At 65.7% G+C, this 17,527-nt stretch carries 18 protein-coding genes; 2 read left to right on the top strand and 16 right to left on the bottom strand.

Annotated elements, in window-relative coordinates; all coding sequences use genetic code 11:
• Positions 1-314: 314 nt before the first annotated feature.
• From ACQ4MJ_RS15790 to ACQ4MJ_RS15825, 8 genes are all read right to left on the bottom strand, one after another.
• Entirely contained in the window at positions 315-986 is a 672-nt protein-coding gene (locus ACQ4MJ_RS15790) for a histidine phosphatase family protein (RefSeq protein WP_209817548.1), read from the bottom strand.
• A 133-nt stretch (positions 987-1,119) separates the two neighbouring features.
• Positions 1,120-1,338 carry a hypothetical protein gene (locus tag ACQ4MJ_RS15795; protein WP_431152007.1) on the bottom strand — a complete coding sequence of 73 codons (219 nt, stop codon included), beginning with the start codon at positions 1,336-1,338 and terminating at the stop codon, positions 1,120-1,122.
• A gap of 84 nt (positions 1,339-1,422) precedes the next feature.
• A complete protein-coding gene (locus ACQ4MJ_RS15800; RefSeq protein WP_431152006.1) occupies positions 1,423-2,271 on the bottom strand; it encodes a DUF429 domain-containing protein in 849 nt (282 codons plus the stop codon).
• Positions 2,268-3,149, bottom strand: a complete 882-nt coding sequence (locus ACQ4MJ_RS15805) for an EamA family transporter (protein ID WP_431152005.1) — start codon at positions 3,147-3,149, stop codon at positions 2,268-2,270. The genes ACQ4MJ_RS15800 and ACQ4MJ_RS15805 overlap by 4 nt, the downstream gene beginning before the upstream one ends.
• 244 nt (positions 3,150-3,393) lie before the next feature.
• Positions 3,394-3,816 (bottom strand): BLUF domain-containing protein, encoded by a 423-nt coding sequence (locus tag ACQ4MJ_RS15810; protein WP_055399097.1) that lies wholly within the window; start codon positions 3,814-3,816, stop codon positions 3,394-3,396.
• A 2-nt stretch (positions 3,817-3,818) separates the two neighbouring features.
• Entirely contained in the window at positions 3,819-4,547 is a 729-nt protein-coding gene (gene folE, locus ACQ4MJ_RS15815; protein WP_055399357.1) for a GTP cyclohydrolase I, read from the bottom strand.
• 197 nt (positions 4,548-4,744) lie between these two features.
• Entirely contained in the window at positions 4,745-5,983 is a 1,239-nt protein-coding gene (gene clsB, locus ACQ4MJ_RS15820; RefSeq protein ID WP_431152004.1) for a cardiolipin synthase ClsB, read from the bottom strand.
• A 133-nt stretch (positions 5,984-6,116) separates the two neighbouring features.
• Complete coding sequence (locus ACQ4MJ_RS15825; protein WP_055399101.1) at positions 6,117-6,854, bottom strand: endonuclease/exonuclease/phosphatase family protein; 738 nt, start codon at positions 6,852-6,854, stop codon at positions 6,117-6,119.
• Positions 6,855-7,030: 176 nt separating this feature from the next.
• On the opposite strand from ACQ4MJ_RS15825, the gene ACQ4MJ_RS15830 reads away from it, so the two are divergent.
• Complete coding sequence (locus tag ACQ4MJ_RS15830) at positions 7,031-8,782, top strand: tetratricopeptide repeat protein (RefSeq protein WP_431152002.1); 1,752 nt, start codon at positions 7,031-7,033, stop codon at positions 8,780-8,782.
• 32 nt (positions 8,783-8,814) lie between these two features.
• Here ACQ4MJ_RS15830 and ACQ4MJ_RS15835 read toward each other — a convergent pair whose 3' ends face one another.
• From ACQ4MJ_RS15835 to ACQ4MJ_RS15860, 6 genes are all read right to left on the bottom strand, one after another.
• Complete coding sequence (locus ACQ4MJ_RS15835) at positions 8,815-9,660, bottom strand: aldolase/citrate lyase family protein (protein WP_431152001.1); 846 nt, start codon at positions 9,658-9,660, stop codon at positions 8,815-8,817.
• Between the two features lie 10 nt (positions 9,661-9,670).
• Positions 9,671-10,486: a 2-oxo-hept-4-ene-1,7-dioate hydratase gene (hpaH, locus tag ACQ4MJ_RS15840; protein ID WP_431152000.1), complete on the bottom strand. Its 816-nt coding sequence runs from the start codon at positions 10,484-10,486 to the stop codon at positions 9,671-9,673.
• Between the two features lie 147 nt (positions 10,487-10,633).
• Positions 10,634-11,629: a Bug family tripartite tricarboxylate transporter substrate binding protein gene (locus tag ACQ4MJ_RS15845; protein ID WP_121422482.1), complete on the bottom strand. Its 996-nt coding sequence runs from the start codon at positions 11,627-11,629 to the stop codon at positions 10,634-10,636.
• A 59-nt stretch (positions 11,630-11,688) separates the two neighbouring features.
• Positions 11,689-12,648 (bottom strand): fumarylacetoacetate hydrolase family protein, encoded by a 960-nt coding sequence (locus ACQ4MJ_RS15850; RefSeq protein WP_431151999.1) that lies wholly within the window; start codon positions 12,646-12,648, stop codon positions 11,689-11,691.
• Entirely contained in the window at positions 12,645-13,526 is an 882-nt protein-coding gene (locus tag ACQ4MJ_RS15855) for an extradiol ring-cleavage dioxygenase (RefSeq protein WP_121423055.1), read from the bottom strand. Before ACQ4MJ_RS15855 ends, ACQ4MJ_RS15850 begins: the two co-directional genes overlap by 4 nt.
• Before the next feature lie 33 nt (positions 13,527-13,559).
• On the bottom strand, positions 13,560-15,023 hold the full coding sequence (locus ACQ4MJ_RS15860) for an aldehyde dehydrogenase family protein (protein WP_431173651.1): 1,464 nt from the start codon (positions 15,021-15,023) through the stop codon (positions 13,560-13,562).
• A 167-nt stretch (positions 15,024-15,190) separates the two neighbouring features.
• Here ACQ4MJ_RS15860 and ACQ4MJ_RS15865 point away from each other — a divergent pair, with 167 nt between their 5' ends.
• A complete protein-coding gene (locus tag ACQ4MJ_RS15865) occupies positions 15,191-16,096 on the top strand; it encodes a LysR family transcriptional regulator (RefSeq protein ID WP_431151997.1) in 906 nt (301 codons plus the stop codon).
• Positions 16,097-16,143: 47 nt separating this feature from the next.
• Here ACQ4MJ_RS15865 and nudB read toward each other — a convergent pair whose 3' ends face one another.
• Together nudB and ACQ4MJ_RS15875 are read right to left on the bottom strand one after the other, a co-directional pair.
• A complete protein-coding gene (gene nudB / locus ACQ4MJ_RS15870; RefSeq protein WP_055399114.1) occupies positions 16,144-16,611 on the bottom strand; it encodes a dihydroneopterin triphosphate diphosphatase in 468 nt (155 codons plus the stop codon).
• 18 nt (positions 16,612-16,629) lie between these two features.
• Entirely contained in the window at positions 16,630-17,445 is an 816-nt protein-coding gene (locus ACQ4MJ_RS15875) for a CsgG/HfaB family protein (RefSeq protein ID WP_431153058.1), read from the bottom strand.
• Positions 17,446-17,527: the final 82 nt, after the last annotated feature.

Here is a 17,527-nt window from a genome sequence, read left to right on the forward strand (position 1 = left end):
ATCCGCCTGGCAGGAGAGCGAATTGGGCCGTCCGGCTTAACGGACAATGCCCAAAGCCTTTTCAAGGAATGGGGACAGAACTTTGTCGCCTTACGGTATCCATGGGAGCGCTATGATGGGCTATCAGAAGACCAGTACGCAACGCTTGAAGAAAAGTGGATTGCTGAGGGCGCCCCACTAAAAAAGGCAATTTTTCGGTATCACCCCGAAGAGCTCTTCGGCATGCTTTACGCACTTCAAACCGTCGCAGATGAGTTGCGCGAGTCTTGATTTATGACGCGTGACCATCCGAGCCGACTTCCCACTCTCTGACCTCACCGCACCACCAACTTCGTCTGGTCATACACCGGCTGCTCCGGCAAATCCGCCAGGTGCCGCACATCGGCCCAGTCCAGCACTTCCACCGCCTCGCCACTCACCCGCACGCGGTTGAGCCCCGCGTTGGGGATGTCGCTCTGGCGCGGGCCGTCCAGCCCGGTGCCACGCGCAGTGCGCCAGATCATGTCGAGCACGCCGCCATGGGTGACCACCATCACCGTCTGGCCGCTGTGCTGCTGCGCGATGCGGTAGACAGCGTCCATCACGCGGGTGTGGAACTGGCGGGTGGTCTCGCCGCCGGGCATGCCGTAGTCGGCTTCAAAACGCAGCCACTGGTTCCATGCGTCGGCGTGCTCCAGCTTGACGTCATCCACGCGCTTGCCGTCCACCACGCCAAAGTTTTGCTCGCGCAGGGCGCTGTCGGTGAGGGTGTCGATGCGGGCCTCAGGGAACAGCACCTGCAGGCTGGGTGTGGCGGTCTGCTGGGTGCGGATGAGGTCGCTGCAGATGAGGTGGTGCACCACCGGGCGCTCTGCAGCCAGACGCTCAGCCAGGCGGCGGGCCTGTTCGTGGCCGGTGGCGTTGAGGGGCACATCCACGTGGCCCTGAAAGCGCAGCTCGCGGTTCCAGTCGGTCTCGCCGTGGCGGATCAGGATCAATTCAGTCATGCGTGCCATTATCGAATGTACACACATTAATGCAAGCAATTTTGGCCTCTAGCGCTTATCCAGCAAGCGCTAGTAGCTATTATTTTTATAACAAGCACCGCAATCACCAGAAGCCATTGGCAGCCAGCCACAGCTACCGCATGGGCACGATCAGCACCTTGCGCCGGGGCTGGCAGCCAGGGCCTTCATAGGCAGCGCTGTCGCGCTCCCAGCCGTGGCCGGGCGAGGTTTGTGCACACACGCGCTGGCCATCGACCAGGCTGCGCCAGTAATACCAGGGCGCGGGGGCGGCCTGTACCAGCAGAGGGGCCAGCAGGACCAGCGCGAACAAAAGGCGGGGGGCGAAAGGCATGGGCAAACAAAGCATCCGGCGACTTCCACCCATGCTACTGAGCCTGCGCAGGGCCGATGCCCTGAAAAGCGGCAGGTTCGTCAGTCAGGGCTTATCCGCCGTGACGATCCAGCCTTCCAGCGGGTCGAGCCCCGGCGGCAGACCATAGAGTGCGTCGCCCTCAGCATGGTGCTGCTCGGCCCAGGCGGCTTGCAGCAGGCACAGCACAGCGTCCAGGCTGTCGCCGCTGGCGTCCTGCACCAACGCATCGCGCTGGGCGTGGCTGAGCTTGAGGCGCAGGTCCAGGCGGGTCTGGCCCAGTTCCAAGGCGTTGATCAGGTCCTTGCGGGCAATGAGGCGATCCGGCGTCTGCTTGGCGCGGTCGTCGCTTTTGTAGCTGCGGCGCTGCAGCACCTCGCGCGCCAGCAGGCCGGGGTAGGCCTCCAGCGCCACGCGGTGAGGGGCGCCAGGGTGCAGGCCGGGCAGGTGCACACCCGCATCCAGCAGCAGTGGCAGGCCCGCGTGCAGCATGTAGGCCACGGGCGGATTCACCCATTTCATGGAGGGGCTGGAGCCTGCGGGCCCATCGGTGGCGCGGTGGGCAAACTTGCCGCCCACGGGGCGCGCATCGCAGAACGCCGCAAACTGCGCGCGGATCTGCTCGCGGCTGAGGCTGCGGTAGTGCAGCATGCAGGCATGCCAGTCGGTGGGCCAACCCAGCGCCTGCACCAGCTCGCGCGGCAGGCCAAAGGGCAGGTCGAACCCGCCCACCCAGTCGCCGGGCTGGGCCAGCCACTGGCCGAACGCGGCCAGGGTGTCGAACGGCTGCAGCGTGGTGAGCGACACGCGCGCGCCCTGGCGCAGGCCCAGCGCCAGCACGATGGGCTTGCGCCGCGTGGGACTGCTGGAGAAATCGCAGCCCAGCAGCAGGGGTTGTTGTGCGGCGGCCGTCATCCCAAGGCCAGCGCCGTGACGCCTGCCGCAATGCACAGCGCGCCAAAGATGCGCGCCACGCGGTCACCCTCGCCCAGCAGGTGCCCGCCAATCAGCGCCGCAAACAGCATGGACACCTCGCGCGCCGGGGCCACGTGCGACAGGGGCGCCTGCTGCATGGCGTACAGCACCAGCACATAGGCCACTGGGCTCACTACCGCCACCAGCAGCGCAAAACGCCACTGCGCCAGCCAGAGCGTGCGGGCCGTGGGCAGGTCGCGCAGCACCACGGGCGCGAGCAGGCCCACACGCACAAAGTTGCCCATGTAGTCCACCAGAATGGGCGACATCAGCAGAAACTTGACCGCATAGCCGTCGACCACCGTGTAGCTGGCAATGAAGGCCCCCGTGAGCAGGCCGTACAGCATGCCTTTGTGCACCCGCGCCCGCGCGGCAGGGTCATGAGCGGCGCGCAGCAGGCCCGGGCCACCCGCGATCAGAAACACGCCCCCGACCACACCCACGATGCCCAAAGCGCCCAGCGCGGAGATCTGCTCGCCCAGCAGCGTGATGGCCACCAGCGACGACAAGAGCGGCCCCGAGCCGCGCGCCAGCGGATAGACCACGGTGAGGTCCGCCACACGGTAGCCGCGCAGCAGGATGACGAAGTACGCCACATGCAGCAGCCCGCTGGCGGCGACAAAACCCCACTCCACCGCGCCCCACTGCGGCACCGCATCGCGCCCCAGGTACCAGCCCAGCGGCGCCCAGACGAGCATCATGATCACCGAGGTGAAGAACGCAAACCGCGAGTCACCCCCGGCCTTCTTGGCCACGATGTTCCAGCACGCGTGGATGAGGCCAGCGAGGATGATGAGGGCGAAGGCGGTGAAGGTCACGGGTGAAAAGGAGCAGCTTGAATGGAAAAAGCCGCAGCTCCATGGGGGCTGCGGCTTGGTGTGGCGCTAAAGAGTTTGTCGATTCAAGACCTGCGTACCGCCCACAGCGCCCGCAACTGGCGTGGACCAATCCGGCGGCCACCGTGCAAGGGCCGCCCCGCCGCACCGGTGGCGTCCCCCTGCCCGCACCGCGCAGCGGTGCGAGAGCGGGGGGAAGGCGCACAGCGCCTCAGGGGGGTGATCTCTAAGCCCTTCCGATGATGGAGGCCGTGGCCATCAACTCTTCGAGCAACGCAAACGACACCTTGCCCGACACCGCATACGGGTCCAGTTCGGGCTTTTCGGAGTATTTCAGCAGGATCGAGTGGTTGATCTTGGACAGGTTGACCTGCCCCATGGTCCAGCCACCAAAGCGGCGCTCGGCGATTTCTTCGTAGTGCAGCAGTTCCACGTTCTTGTGGCGCGGGTCCTTCTGGATGTGGCCATACAGCTCGCTCACCGCTGAGCGTCCGCCCTCGATGGCTTGCAGAAACACGCCGCCGCCGTAGCACAGCACGCCGGTGATGCCGGAGCCTGGGTTGTGCTGGCGCGACTGCGTCAGGATGGCTTCGATGGCGGCGGGCGAGGTATCGACCGCGCGACTGGCGTAAAGCAGGCGTACCAGCATGGTCAGTTCTTTCCAGGAATGAGGGACAAAAATTCACGACGCAGAGCGCTGTCCTTGAGGAACACGCCGCGCATGACCGAGTTGATCATCCGGCTGTCGTTGTCCCGCACACCGCGCCAGGACATGCAGAAGTGGCTGGCTTCCATGACGATGGCCAGGCCGTCGGGCTGGGTCTTTTCCATGATCAGGTCGGCCAGTTGCACCACGGCTTCTTCCTGGATCTGGGGGCGGCCCATGATCCAGTCCACCAGGCGTGCGTATTTGCTCAGGCCGATCACGTTGGTGTGCTCGTTGGGCATCACGCCGATCCAGATCTTGCCGATGACGGGGCAGAAGTGGTGGCTGCAGGCGCTGCGCACGGTGAGCGGGCCCACGATCATCAGTTCGTTGAGGTGCTCGGCGTTGGGGAACTCGGTGATGGGCGGCTGCGCCACGTAGCGGCCCTTGAACACCTCGTTGAGGTACATCTTGGCCACGCGGCGCGCGGTGTTGTTGGTGTTGTGGTCGCCCTGGGTGTTGATCACCAGGCTGTCGAGCACGCCCTGCATCTTGACTTCGACCTCGTCGAGCAGCTTTTCCAGCTCGCCGGGCTCGATGAATTCGGCAATGTTGTCATTGGCGTGAAAGCGCTTGCGGGCGGCGGCAAGGCGTTCGCGAATCTTCACGGAGACAGGCGTGCCTTCATCATCCGGCGGGGTGGGCGTCATATCGGCGGCGGGTTGGCTGGACATGGCCAGAATCGTAACAGCGAACGCTGGCGCATGGAGTTCAAGGGTTTTAGGCATCCAGCGCTTGATAGACAAGCGCAAAAAGCTATCAAAACAATAGCACAATGCCTTGCAGGATTCCGTCGTTCATGCCACCTGCCCACGGCCCAGGCGCAGGCAAATGGCGCGTGCGGGGCGCGCAGCGCCCTATGGGGGCCTGCTCAGTACCTGTTTCCGGTAACCCACAACGCCAGCCGCATGAGGCCAAAGGCAACGCGGTCGAGCACGCGCTGGCGCAGGGGGCGGCCTGCGTACCGGGCCGGGTCCATGCGCCGACCGGCATGCTGCATGGCATGCACCAGGCGCTGGCGCAGGTCGGTGGCAAAGGCGGCGTCTTCCACCACCACGTTGGCTTCGCGCGCCAGCAGCAGGCTCAGGGGGTCGAGGTTGGACGAGCCCACGGTAGCCCAGGGTTTGTCGCCCAGCGCGTCGATGACAGCCACCTTGGCGTGCAAAAAGCTGGGCGCGTATTCATGAATCTCCACCCCCGCCTCCAGCAGCGCGCCATACACCGGCCGCGCCGCGTGGTACTGCATGAAGTATTCATAACGCCCCTGCAGCAGCAGGCGCACGCGCACGCCCCGGCGCGCAGCCATCACCAGCGCACGGCGCAGCTTGCCGCCGGGCATGAAATACGCGTTGGCGATGATCACTTCGTGCCGCGCCGCGCCAATGGCCTTGCGGTAGGCCTTCTCGATGCGGCTGCGGTTGCGCACGTTGTCGCGCAGCACCAGCGCAGCCCGCATGGGCGGGCCTGCCTGGGCGACCCGGGCCGCGTGCTGGGCGGCGCTGGCCGCGCGCAGGGCCTGCAAGGCTTCGGGCAGGCGGCGCTGGCGCGCGTCGCGCACGGCCTGCATGCGCCACCACAGCTGGTCCATGGTCTCGCTGGCCGACGCCACCAGGCTGCCCGTGGCCAGCACCGCAAAGTCGAAACGCGGCGCATCCAGCGTACCGTAGTTGGGGTCGTGAAAATCATCCAGCACGTTGATGCCGCCGCAAAACAGCATGCGGCCATCGACCACACACAGCTTGCGGTGCAGCCTGCGCCAGCGGTGCGGCAGCAGCAACCCCAGCGGGCCGAGCGGCGAGTACACGCGGTATTGCACGCCGGCCGCCTGCAGGCGCTGCGCCCAGTCGTGTGGTAAGGCGCCGGTGCCCACGCCGTCTACCACCAGCTGGGTGCGCACGCCGCGCGCGGCAGCCCGCATCAGCGCCTCGGCCACTGCAGCGCCTGCGCCAGTGAAGTCAAAAATGTAGGTCTCGAACTGGATGTCCGACAAGGCCGCATCCATGGCCTGGATCAAGGCAGGGAACAGCTCCTCGGCCCCTTGCAGCAGGCGTACCTGGTGGTCATCGGCAAACTCGAATCCACGCAGCGTGGCGGAAGACTTTCTTCTCATCTCTGCAGGCCGCCACCAACTCGCGGCGAAACTGGCGCGGCCAAGGCGCGGGACACCAAGCAAGGGCCGCCCCGCAGCGTGGGTGTCGTCCCCCTCAGGGGGAAGGCGCCGAAGGCGACACAGGGGGGGAGCATCACAGCCTGAACTCGGCAATCAACGGCAAATGGTCGGACATGCGCCACCAGATGCGGCCCTTGGGCACGTGCAGGGACAGCGGCGTCAGGCCCCGCACATAGACATGGTCCAGTTGCGCCAGCGGCAGCCGAGCCGGGTAGGTGAAGGTGCGCGGTGCATCAAACTCGTACAGAAAATAGCCCGCGAGCATGCGCTTGATCTGCTGGCCCCAGTCGTTGAAGTCTCCGGCCACCACCAACGGGGCGCCACCAGGAACCTCGCGTTCGATAAAACGCTGCAAGCGTTCGATCTGGCGGATGCGGCTGCCAGGGATGAGCCCCAGGTGCACCACGATCACATGCACGCGGCGGCCATGGGCGTCCACCTCCACATGCAGCAGCCCCCGCTGCTCGAAGCGGTGGTCGGAAATGTCTTCGTGCTGGTGGCCGATCACGGGCCAGCGCGATAGCAGGGCATTCCCGTGCTCGCCGTGTTTGGTGATGGCGTTGGTGCGGTACACCGCCTCGTAGCCCTCGGGGGCCAGGAACTCGGCCTGGGGCAACTCGGGCCAGCGCTGGAAATACGCCTGTTCCCGCCGGTGAAGTTTGCGCACCTCCTGAAGGCAGACGATGTCGGCGTCGAGCTGCTCCACCGCCAGCCCCAGGTTGTGGATCTCCAGCCGGCGCGCCGGGCCGATGCCTTGTACGCCCTTGTGGATGTTGTAGGTGGCCACCCGCAGAATGTCGTCGTGTTCCATGAGCCTCATCGGAGTAGTTGAGCGCGCTTGCCAGTCCCCATGCCGGGCCTGCGATGGGGGATTGTGTCGCAAGCCGCGCACGCAGCGGGTTTGCCCGGCATTTGCGCCGTGCGGGTCGCCCTTACACTGGGGGCTTCCCCTATCCACGCCAGCAGCAGGGCCGGTACACACCACCGATGGCAACCGAGAAAGAACAATCCGCCCCACCCCAGGTGCTGGCCTTGATTGTTGACAGCAATGCCACATCACGCAGCATTCTGGTGGGGCAGCTGCGTGAGTACGGCGTGACCCGCATCGTGCAATGCAGCCGTGTGCAGGACGCACGCAACCGGCTGGAGCACACCGTGTTTGACTACGTGCTGTGCGAACAATACTTTGGCGAAAGCGGCTACTCGGGCCAGACCTTGCTGGACGATCTGCGGCGCGCACAGCTGCTGCCGTTTTCCACCGTGTTTTTCATGGTCACGGCCGAGGCGTCGTATGCCGCCGTGGCCGAGGCCGCCGAGTCGGCGCTGGACGGGTATCTGCTCAAGCCCTTCACCCCCAGCGCACTGTTCGAGCGTCTCAGCCTGGCGCGGCTGCGCAAGATCCATCTGCGACCCATTTTTGACGCCATCGAAGCCGAAGATTTTGAGCGTGCCGCCCAACTGTGTGTGGAGCGATTTGAGTCTCGCCAACCCTATTGGCTGTACGCCGCGCGCATTGGCTCCGAGTTGCTGCTGCGCCTGGGTCGCCACGACGAGGCCCGCACGCTGTTTGAAGCCGTTATTGCCGCGCGCGCCCTGCCCTGGGCCAAACTGGGCGTGGCACGTGCGCAGATCGAGTCGGGCCAGGCGGCGCGCGCCGTGACCACCTTGCAGGAGCTGATTGGCGAAGACGCCTCGTTTGCCGATGCCTACGACGTGCTGGGCCGGGCGCAGGTGGAGCTGGGCAATTTCTCGCAGGCCATCGAAACCTACCGCACGGCCAGCGGCCTGACGCCGGATTCGGTGGTGCGGCTGCAGAAGCTTGGGATGATGTCGTACTACATGGGCGACCGCGAAACCGCCACCAAGGTGCTGGCGCGGGCTGCCATCCTGGGCATCGACTCCAAGCTGTTTGACTTCCAGTCGCTGGTGCTGCTCACGTTCTCGTACTTTGCCGAGAACGACCGCAAGGGCATCGAACGCTGCATGGCCGACTTTGGCCGCATTCTGGAGCGCCACCAGGGCAGCGCCCGCGTGCAGCGTTTTGCCGAGGTGGCCCGCACGCTGCAGCTCATCCAGCAGCGGCAGTTCTCGCAAGCAGTGGAGTCGGTGCGCAGCATGGCACGCGAGATCACGGCCAGCAGCTTTGATTTCGAGGCCGCTTGCAACCTGGGCAGCCTGCTGGCGGTGCTGGCCGTCACGTCGATTGATCTGGCCGACGGCGAAGGCTGGGTGCGTGCGCTGGGCATGCGCTATGCCAACACGCGCGGCCTGACCGAGCTTCTGGCCAATGCCTGCAACCTGCACACGCCGTATGGCGACCTGGTGCGCGAATGCCTGGTCCACATCAACAAAACCGCCGAGGCCGCCATCGCGCAAAGCCTGCACGGAGACCCGACCGGTGCCGTCCATCATCTGCTGGCAGAGGCCGAGCGAACGCTCAACTCCAAGCTGGTGGACATGTCCCAGCAGGTGCTGCTGCGTCACCGGGCACGCATGGCCTCGCCCGAGCCATTGCAGGAGGCCATTGACACGCTGCGCGCCCGCGTGGGCTCCACCCCGGCACGGGCTATCCTGGGGCAGGACAGCGAGCGGCACCCAGGGGGCGTGGCCATCCGCTCGCGCAACGCCGCCGAGCCAGCTTCAGCGGCCCGGCCGCCGCTGGGCGACGATCCCAGGGCTCCTGCCAGCGCTGCGCCAGACAATCCAGCGGACAAGCTTCGGCTGCGGCCACCAGGGTAGGCCCCCGGTCGCTGGCCCTGCGCCTGCCAGAATCAGTACACGGCCACCGATCGTGCATTGCGGGAGGGAGCCAGGCTCACCGGCCTGCCGTAGCGTGCCGCCAGGTCCCGCATGGCCGCCACCAGAACGTTGGTGTCCACCCCCACAGCGACGAAGACGGCGCCCAGCTCCAGATAGCGGCGTGCCAGCGTCTCGTCGGCCATCAGAATGCCCGGGGCCTTGCCGGCTCCCAGCACGCGGCGTATTCCGTCTTCGATCACGGCCTGGACATCGGGGTGCCCAGGGTTGCCTACGTGACCCATGCTGGCTGACAGATCCGCCGGGCCAAAGAAGACGCCATCCACCCCCGGCGTGGCGGCGATCGCATCCAGGTTCTGAATGGCCAGCGTGCTCTCGGCCTGCACCAGCAGACAGACCTGAGCATTGGCCTCCGTGAGGTAGCCCGGGTAGCGCATCCACTGCGAAGCACGCGCCAGGCCTGCACCCAGGCCACGGATGCCGCCTTGCCCGTCGTCTTGCGGGTAGCGCATGGCGCGCACCAGTTGCGCGGCCTGTTCGGGGGTATCCACCATGGGCACCAGCAGCGTCTGCGCACCAATGTCCAGGTACTGCTTGATCAACGCCGTGTCGCCCACGGGCACGCGCGCCACCGGGTGGGGCCCGGTGCCCAACAGGGCACGTGCGCTGGCAATACCTTGCAATTGGGCAAGCATGAGCGGCACATCGTTGGGGGCATGTTCGCCATCGAGCAGCAACCAGTCAAAACCAGCACCCGCCACCAGCTCGGCCGCATAACCATGGGCCAGGCCGAACCACAGGCCGATCTGCGGCGTGCGCGCAGCCAGGGCTGCCTTGAAGGTGTTCACAGGGGTGTGCATACCCAAGCCCTCAAACAAAGCGAAAAGCGATATTGCCCAGTGGCCCGTAGTCCGCATGGAAGGTGTCGCCCGCTGCGGCGGCCACGGGGCGCGTGAAGGAGCCACCCAGCACCACCTCCCCCGCCGCCAGGCCTTCTCCATACGGGGCGAGCTTGTTGACCAACCACGCCACGCCCGTAGCCGGGTGGTTGAGCACGGCAGCCGCCAGCCCGGACTCTTCGATCACGCCGTTCTTGTAGAGCAGTGCGCCACACCAGCGCAGGTCCACCGCATCGGGGCGCACCGGGCGTCCGCCGGTGATGATGCCGGCGTTGGCGGCGTTGTCGGAGATGGTGTCGAACACCTTGCGCATCACACCCGTGTGGCGGTCGTGCTGTTCGATGCGCGCGTCGATGATCTCGATGGCAGGCACCACGTACTCGGTGGCGGCCAGCACGTCGAAGATGTTTAGCGGAGGGCGCCTAGGTTCTCCACGCAGCGGCTTGTTGAGCACGAAGGCCAGCTCCACCTCCACGCGCGGCAGGATAAAGCGCTGCAGGGGTATGTCGCCACCTTCGGCAAAAAACATGTCGTCCAGCAATGTGCCGAAGTCAGGTTCGGTGATCTGGCTGGCGACCTGCATGGCGCGCGAGGTCAGCCCGATCTTGTGGCCGCGCACCGTGCGCCCCTCGGCGATCTTCATCGCCACCCAGGCCCGCGAGATGGCATAGCCGTCCTGCACCGTCATACCGGGGTAGCGCCTGGAGAAATGCTCTACCTGCACGCGGGTCTTCTCGGCCTGGTGCAGTTCACGGGCCAGTTGCTGGATCACTGCGTCGTCAAACATCTGTTGTTCTTTCTTCAGGGTTGTGCACGGTGGCAACCGCACGAAGACCGGCGCGACCAAGGCCAGCGGCCGCCGCGCAAGGGCCGCCCCGCCGCGCTGGCGGCGTCCCCCTTGAGGGGGAAGGCGCGAAGCGACTCAGGGGTGTATTCAAGACTCAGCGGTGAAGCCAATGGCCTTCACGATGGGGCCCCACTTCTCGCCATCGGACTTGAGCAGCGCCGCCAGCTCGGCAGGCGTGGACGAACGGGCCTCCAGCCCCATGGCAGCCAGCCCGGCGATCACCTCCTTGTCGGCCAGCGCGGCACGAATGGCGGTGTGGGCCTTCTGCACCAGATCCGCAGGTGCCTTGCCCGGCAGGAAGAAACCAAACCACTCGCCGTAGACCATGTCCTTGAAGCCCTGCTCCACCAGCGTGCTCACACCGGGCACGAACTTGTTGCGTGTGGCACCCGAAGTGGCCAACAGACGCACCTTGCCGCCCGCTAGGTGGGGCAAGAACTCGCCCACAGGCGCCGACACAGCGGCGATCTGGCCGCCCATCAAATCCAGAATGGCAGGCTGCGATCCGCGAAAGCCCACGTGCCTCATGTCCACCTTGCCGGCGCGGGCGATGAGTTCACCCACGAAGTGAGGGACCGAGCCTGGCGCAGGAGAGCCAAAATTTGCGCCGTTCGAGTTGGCCTTGCACCACTCCAGGAACTCCGGCACGGTCTTCACCGACGCTGGCACCTGTGGCCCCACGGCAAACCCCATGTCGAACACCACGCCCAGCGAGACGGGAGTGACATCGACCGCCGGGTCGTAGGGCAGCTTTTTGTAGGTGTGGGGGTAGATGCCCAACATGGACATGGGGGTGACCAGGAGGGTGGCACCGTCTGCCGGAGCTGCCTTGAGGGTCGCAATGGCGATCTGCCCGCCTGCCCCGGTCTTGTTCTCCACCACAGCCGACTTGGCGTAGGCCGGTGCCAGCTGGGTGGCCACACGGCGGGCCAGGGTGTCTACCGTGCCGCCAGCGGCAAAACCGGCCAGTATCTTGACGGTGTCGATGGACTGCGCACGGCCCATCAGCGGCAAAGACCCAGCTGCGCCCGCCAGCGCAAATTGCAAAACACTGCGGCGCGAAGCGGAAAAGGAAGGTTTCATGGTTTGTCTCCAGGTTGTTGTGGCGTGATCACGGGGGAAGCAAAAGCAAAGGCGGAGCACTAGGGCGATGGGGTCCGTCCTCTTGCCGCCTGCCGGTAGTTGGCTTTCAAGGGGTCGGGCACCCGTTCGTCAAATCCAAAGGCGACGCGCCGCACTTCGGGGCTGTCGGTGGGCTGGTGCCCTACGCCCAGGGCAGACGCGCGCGGCGCCGGGATGGCAACCACCGTGCCGGCCAGGCGCCCCAGGCCTGTGATCTCGCACTCCACCAGGTCGCCCGGGTCTACCGAGCGCGAATGGCAAGGCGTCCCCATCAGGATCACGTCGCCCGGCACCAGGGTGATGTGGCGTGCGATATCGGCCACCACGTAGTGCGGGCCCCAGATGGTCTCGTCGCCGATGTGCGCCTCCTGCACCACCAGACCGTTGCGATAGGTGCGCAGCGTCTGTTCGAAAATGTTCACGCCGCGCACAATGCCGGGGCCGATGGGCAGCAGCGTGTCCGCGCCTTTGACACGCAGCATGCTGCCCTGGTCGGTGTCGCGGTAATTCTGCAGGCCCATGTCCAGGGCAGGGCAAAAGCCTTCGATGTAGTCCCAGGCTTCATCGGGCAACACGTTGCGGCAGGTCTTGCCAATGACAACGGCGTATTCGCCTTCGTAGTTGAGGTACAGGCTGTCAGCGGGCTTGTGGATCTCGCAGCCATGGCCGTTGACCGAAGTCGGCGGCTTGGTGAAATAGGTGGGTGTCTCGGTCGGCCTGGGTTGGTTGCGCGTCTCGAAGCTGCGCGAGCTGTACGAGATGTGCACGGCGATGATCTTGCTGGGCGACACCGGTGGCAGGTGCTGCACGGTCGCCAAGTCCACCACGCGGCCATCGTCCAGGCGCAATTGCCCTTGTTGTGCGCCCTCTTCCACGATGCTGCCCCAGCAGGCACTGCCACCCACCAGAACGCGGCGGCGCTCCATGCGCGGTCCACGCATCACGGCGGGCAGTTCTTTGAGCGGGAATTCGAAATTCATGCCGCCACCTCTTGCATATCGAACCACATATGCACATTGCCGGTACCGCGCGCATTCTCGTAAGCGGACAGCGTCTCACCCCGCGCGCGGCAGTCCGCGCCCCCCATGGCCCCCACCATCTGCAGGTAGTGGGCGCCAAAGGCCTCCCAGGGGAGCTTTCGGTATTCGTCTTGCCAACGGTCGAGCACAGTGCCATGGCGGCCCTGCTGCAGCAGCTCGATTGCACCCTTGTCACTCGCGATGTTCTCTGGGCGCGAGACATTGCTCTCATGGAAGATACGCGGGTGGTTGGGCTTCCAGTCGATGGGGTTGAACTTGTGGCTGAGCGCCCCGGAGGCAAGCAGCGCCACACGCAGGTTGCTGCGGCGCACGGCCTCGCCAATGGCCTCCCCCGATTTCACGAAATGCGTCCAGTCGCAGTTCTGGCATGAACTCACAGTGACAACCGGCGTGTCGCTGTGCTCCAACCGCAGGTGCTTGACCAGATTGATGGTGGCGTACTGTCGGCCGAGTTCGGGATGGTTGATGACGCGGTTGTAGCCCCCCAGTTCGCGCGAGACGGCCTCGATCTCCAGCGCCAATCCTGGATGGCCCCGGTAGTTGTAGGGCACGCCGTGCAGATACCAGGGCATCTCATCCGAGATGTAGTTGCCCTGATAGCGTGAGGCCCCATCCACCAGGTGGTAGCCCGTGGTGAACCAGTGTGAATCGAAGATGACGACCACGTCAGGCCGGGCTTCGGCGAGCTTGGCGCGCAGCCGGGCATAGCCGGGGATAAGGTCCGAGTCGGCCCCCGCGCCCTGCAGCACGCGAAACTCTTCGCATTGCATCAGGCCGGGATGGTGCGAGACGATGGCTGCGCCAACAATGCTTCCCATGGTGGTGTTCTCCTGCATGTGATTGGGGTGGGGTCAGCGATGGCTGAAACTTGCGCGGAACGGCTTTTTGGGCAGCACCACATCCTTGACATCGCAGAAGAACTCGAAGCTCCAGTCCCCGCCCTCGCGGCCCACACCGCTGCGCTTGATGCCGCCAAACGGCGCAGCCAGATCGCGGATGCCAAAGCTGTTGACCCAGATGAAGCCGGTGCGCACCTGCTGCGCCACGGCGCTCGCATGCTCCATCTCGCCGTAGCAGACGCCACCCAGGCCGTAGTCCGTGCCGTTGGCCAGGGCGATAGCGTCTTCGTCGCTGTCAAAGACCTGCAGGGTGAGTACAGGTCCGAAGACCTCGTTCTGCACGATCTCGCTGTCCTGGCGCACCCCAGCCAGCAGCGTGGGCTGGTAATACTGCGCACCGAAGGAATGGTGCGCGCCACCCCAGAGCAGCGTGGCGCCATCGGCCACGGCGCGCTGCACAAAACCGTGCACGCGCTCCACCTGGCGCGGGTGGATGATCGGCCCGACCTCGGTGGCCTCCTCGCGCGGGTCGCCCACGGTGAGCTTTTCCACATGGCCGCGCAAGGCAGCTACGAAGGCGTCGCGCACCTTGCGGTGCACCAGGAGGCGCGTGCCTGCCAGGCACACCTGGCCAGCGTTGCGGTACATCAGTGCGCCGGTGGCAGCGGCATTGTCGATGTCAGCGTCCTCCAGCACGATGAAGGCCGACTTGCCACCCAGCTCCAGGCTGCAAGGCACGAGGTTGGCCCCGGCAGACTGGGCAATCCACTTGGCCGTGGGGACCGATCCGGTGAACGAGATACGCGCCAAGCGCGGGTCGCTGACCAGGCGCGCACCGGTGCTGGCGCCCGCGCCCTGCACGATGTTGAAAACCCCAGGCGGCAGGCCGGCGGCGTGCGCACAGTCGGCCAGCAGACTGCTGGTCAGCGGTGCCCATTCCGGTGGCTTGACGACCACACAGTTGCCCGCGGCCAGGGCCGGTCCTAGCTTCCAGGTGGCCAACATCAGCGGCGCATTCCAGGGCGTGATGATGGCCACCACACCGGCCGGATCGTGGCGCACGAGGTGGGTGGCCTGATCCGTCTCTATGGGCCGGTCTTGCAGCGTGAGCGCGTGCTCGGCGAACCAGCTGATGTTGAGCATGGCGCGCGGCACCACGCCATGCTTCATGCGCGAGAGCAGCACGCCAGCATCGTTGGATTCGAGCGTGCAGAAGGCCTCGGCGCGTTTTCCAATCTCGGCGGCGAAACGATCCAGGCAGGGTTTGCGCTCCGCCGCCGTGAGCGCGCTCCAGGCGGGGAAAGCGCGCGCCGCCGCGGTGACGGCGGCGTCCACATGGGCGGGCGATCCTTCGCTGATGGAGCCCAGCAGCGCCTGGTCGATGGGCGAGTGCAGATCGAAGCGCATCTCGGACGCAACGCGCTGGCCGTCGATGTAGTGGTGGGGCGACACCGCGATGCCGGCGACATTCAGCATGTCATTGCTCAAGGGAGTTCTCCAGTCAGACAACAGAGCCGGGCAACCTTGCCCGATCCGTCGCGAAGTATCTGCAGCGCCTTCCTTGAACACAATCAATGCTTTATGACGGATTGTGAAGATGCTCTAATGAATGACATGATCCCAGCGATTCAACCGCAACAGCCATGTCTCTGCCCCATTTCACGCCACGCCAGCTCGAAGCCTTTGTCACCGTGGCCGAGCTGCGCAGCTTCGCGGCCACCGCAGAGCGTTTGGCACTTACGCCGTCTGCTGTAAGCCAACTCGTGAGCGAGTTGGAAGACGCACTCGGCTTCAAACTGTTTGAGCGCAGCACGCGCAGGGTTGACATCACCAGCGCGGGGCGGGAGTTTCTGGCCTCGGCAGAGTCGGTGCTCAAGCACATGCGCATAGCGCAGTCGGCCGCCAGCGATGTCCGCAACCGCGCAGCGGGCATTGTGCGAATCGCCGCACCACTGGTCGTCGCCAGCGTGATCCTGCCCAAAGCCATCAAGGCCTATACACAAACCAGGCCCAAGGTGCACATCCGCATTCGCGACGTGCCGGTGGAAAAACTCGTCGATGCGGTTGCCAGCGGCGACGCCGATCTGGCACTGGGTCCGGATCGCGCCTGTGGCGATGACATCGTGCGTACCCAGCTGTTCGAGAGCCCCTGGGTGCTGTGGTGTGCGCCCACCCATCCCCTGGCCCACAAACGCAACGTGACCTGGGCGCAGCTGCACGCCTACCCACTGGTGGCTGCCGGGCGGGATCACGAACGCAGCGTGGCGCAGATGCACACCGGGCTGCCCAGCGAGCAGCGTGTGACCCCCGTAGAGATCGTGGACAACATCTCCACCGCCATGGGCCTGGCTGCCGCCGATGTGGCCGCTACGCTGGCGCCCGACTATGTGGGTGCACTGGCCAAGCCACTCGGACTGGTGCGCCGCCGCATCCTGTCGCCCGAAGTCATGCGCTACGTGTGCCTCTACAGCCCCGCACGGCGGGCCACCTCGCCTGCAGCGGAGGGCTTCGCAGACCACCTGATCCGCATCCTCGCCCAGCGCAAGTGAGCTGCAGGCGCCGCCGCGCGCAGTGCGGGGCGCGCACCAACGTCTGCCTACACAAAACGAGGAAGCAGTAAGCAGGCCTCGGCATTGGAGGCCGAGAAGCAGCGCTCGGCCGCGCGCTGCCACGGCAACCATTCGAAAGCATCGTGTTCACGAGGACTCAGTACCACGGGCGTAGCTGCTGGCACACACAAGCCAAACACCCGCTCGCGATTGCGCACGACCCCCGGGGCGTATCGGTGCAGCCATTGCGGCCAGATGTCGTAGACGTTCTCCAAGGCCCAGTCGGTCAGCAGGCAGCCGGGCGCCCGCGCGTCAATGCCGGTTTCCTCGGCCACTTCGCGGCGGGCGGTTTCTTCAAACGACTCATCAAGGCGGTCTTTGCTCCCGGTGACAGATTGCCAGTGCCCATCACCGCCCGTGCGGCGGATCAGCAGCACCTCCAGGGCGGGCGTGTGGATGACCACCAGCACCGACTCTGGAAGCTTGTAGGGCCGGTGCTGCGCTGTCGGCACCATGGGCGACACCTTCCCTCTTTACCCGGCCTTGGAACGCGGGGCTGAAGTGGTGGGAACGGGCGGTGGCAGCTCCTTGGTCTGCAGCGCCCTGACCTGCACCACCAACTGGTTGTGCGCGTCCAGGAAGGCAGCGGCAATGACCTTGCCCTCGTTGGTATTGCTCCAGCCCGCACCCGCTGCGCCCCCGAGCTTGCCGAACACGAGCCCGCCCACGCCCAGGTCAGTGGTGCGTGCAGACCCGGTGGCGGCGGCAACCTGCTCGGTGGTTTCGTTGTCGGACAGCAGCAGTGCCGTTTGCGCCTCCTTGAATTTGACTTGCTCCACCATGCCGGCCAGGCCCGCGATGTCGCGCAGCACCGGAATCATGGCAATCACGCCCGCCAGGCCCCGTCCCGCGTCCTGCTCACTGAACGTGAGGCTGGGTGTGAGCGTGTACTGCGCCTCATAGCCCTTGCCCTTTGCCACGGTGGAGTTGTTCTTGCGCAGCACGCCGGAGTCCTTGAGATCCTGCTCCTGGATGGTTCCGCGCAGCCCGGCCGACCGGTCCACCACACGAAAGCAGCCACTTTGCTGGGCCAGCAGCTTGACCAGGGGCACGGGGGATGGCGGGAGGCTGTAGCCCGAACCCATGGTGTAGCCGCTGGGGTTTTCTGCCAGCGCCAGCGTGGCCACGGGCGCCTCGCAGCGCACCAGTTCGCGCGCAGCGTTGCTGGCCCCTGCCGGCCCTGCCGAGCCAGTGACCACGGAACCGCCCTGGCCCAGTTCGGTCTTCTTTTCGCCGCAACCTGCCAGGGCCAGCAGCACGGCGCCCATCCACAAAGCCCGGGTCGTCATTGAACGCATGGAAAGTGTCCTTTCAGTGCCAGCGCCACATCGCCGAGGGCGCGGGCTGGCCAAGAAAAAAGCGGCGCAGGCT

It is taken from the genome of Acidovorax facilis (assembly GCF_050626955.1).
GTDB classification, from domain to species: Bacteria; Pseudomonadota; Gammaproteobacteria; order Burkholderiales; family Burkholderiaceae_C; genus Acidovorax; species Acidovorax facilis.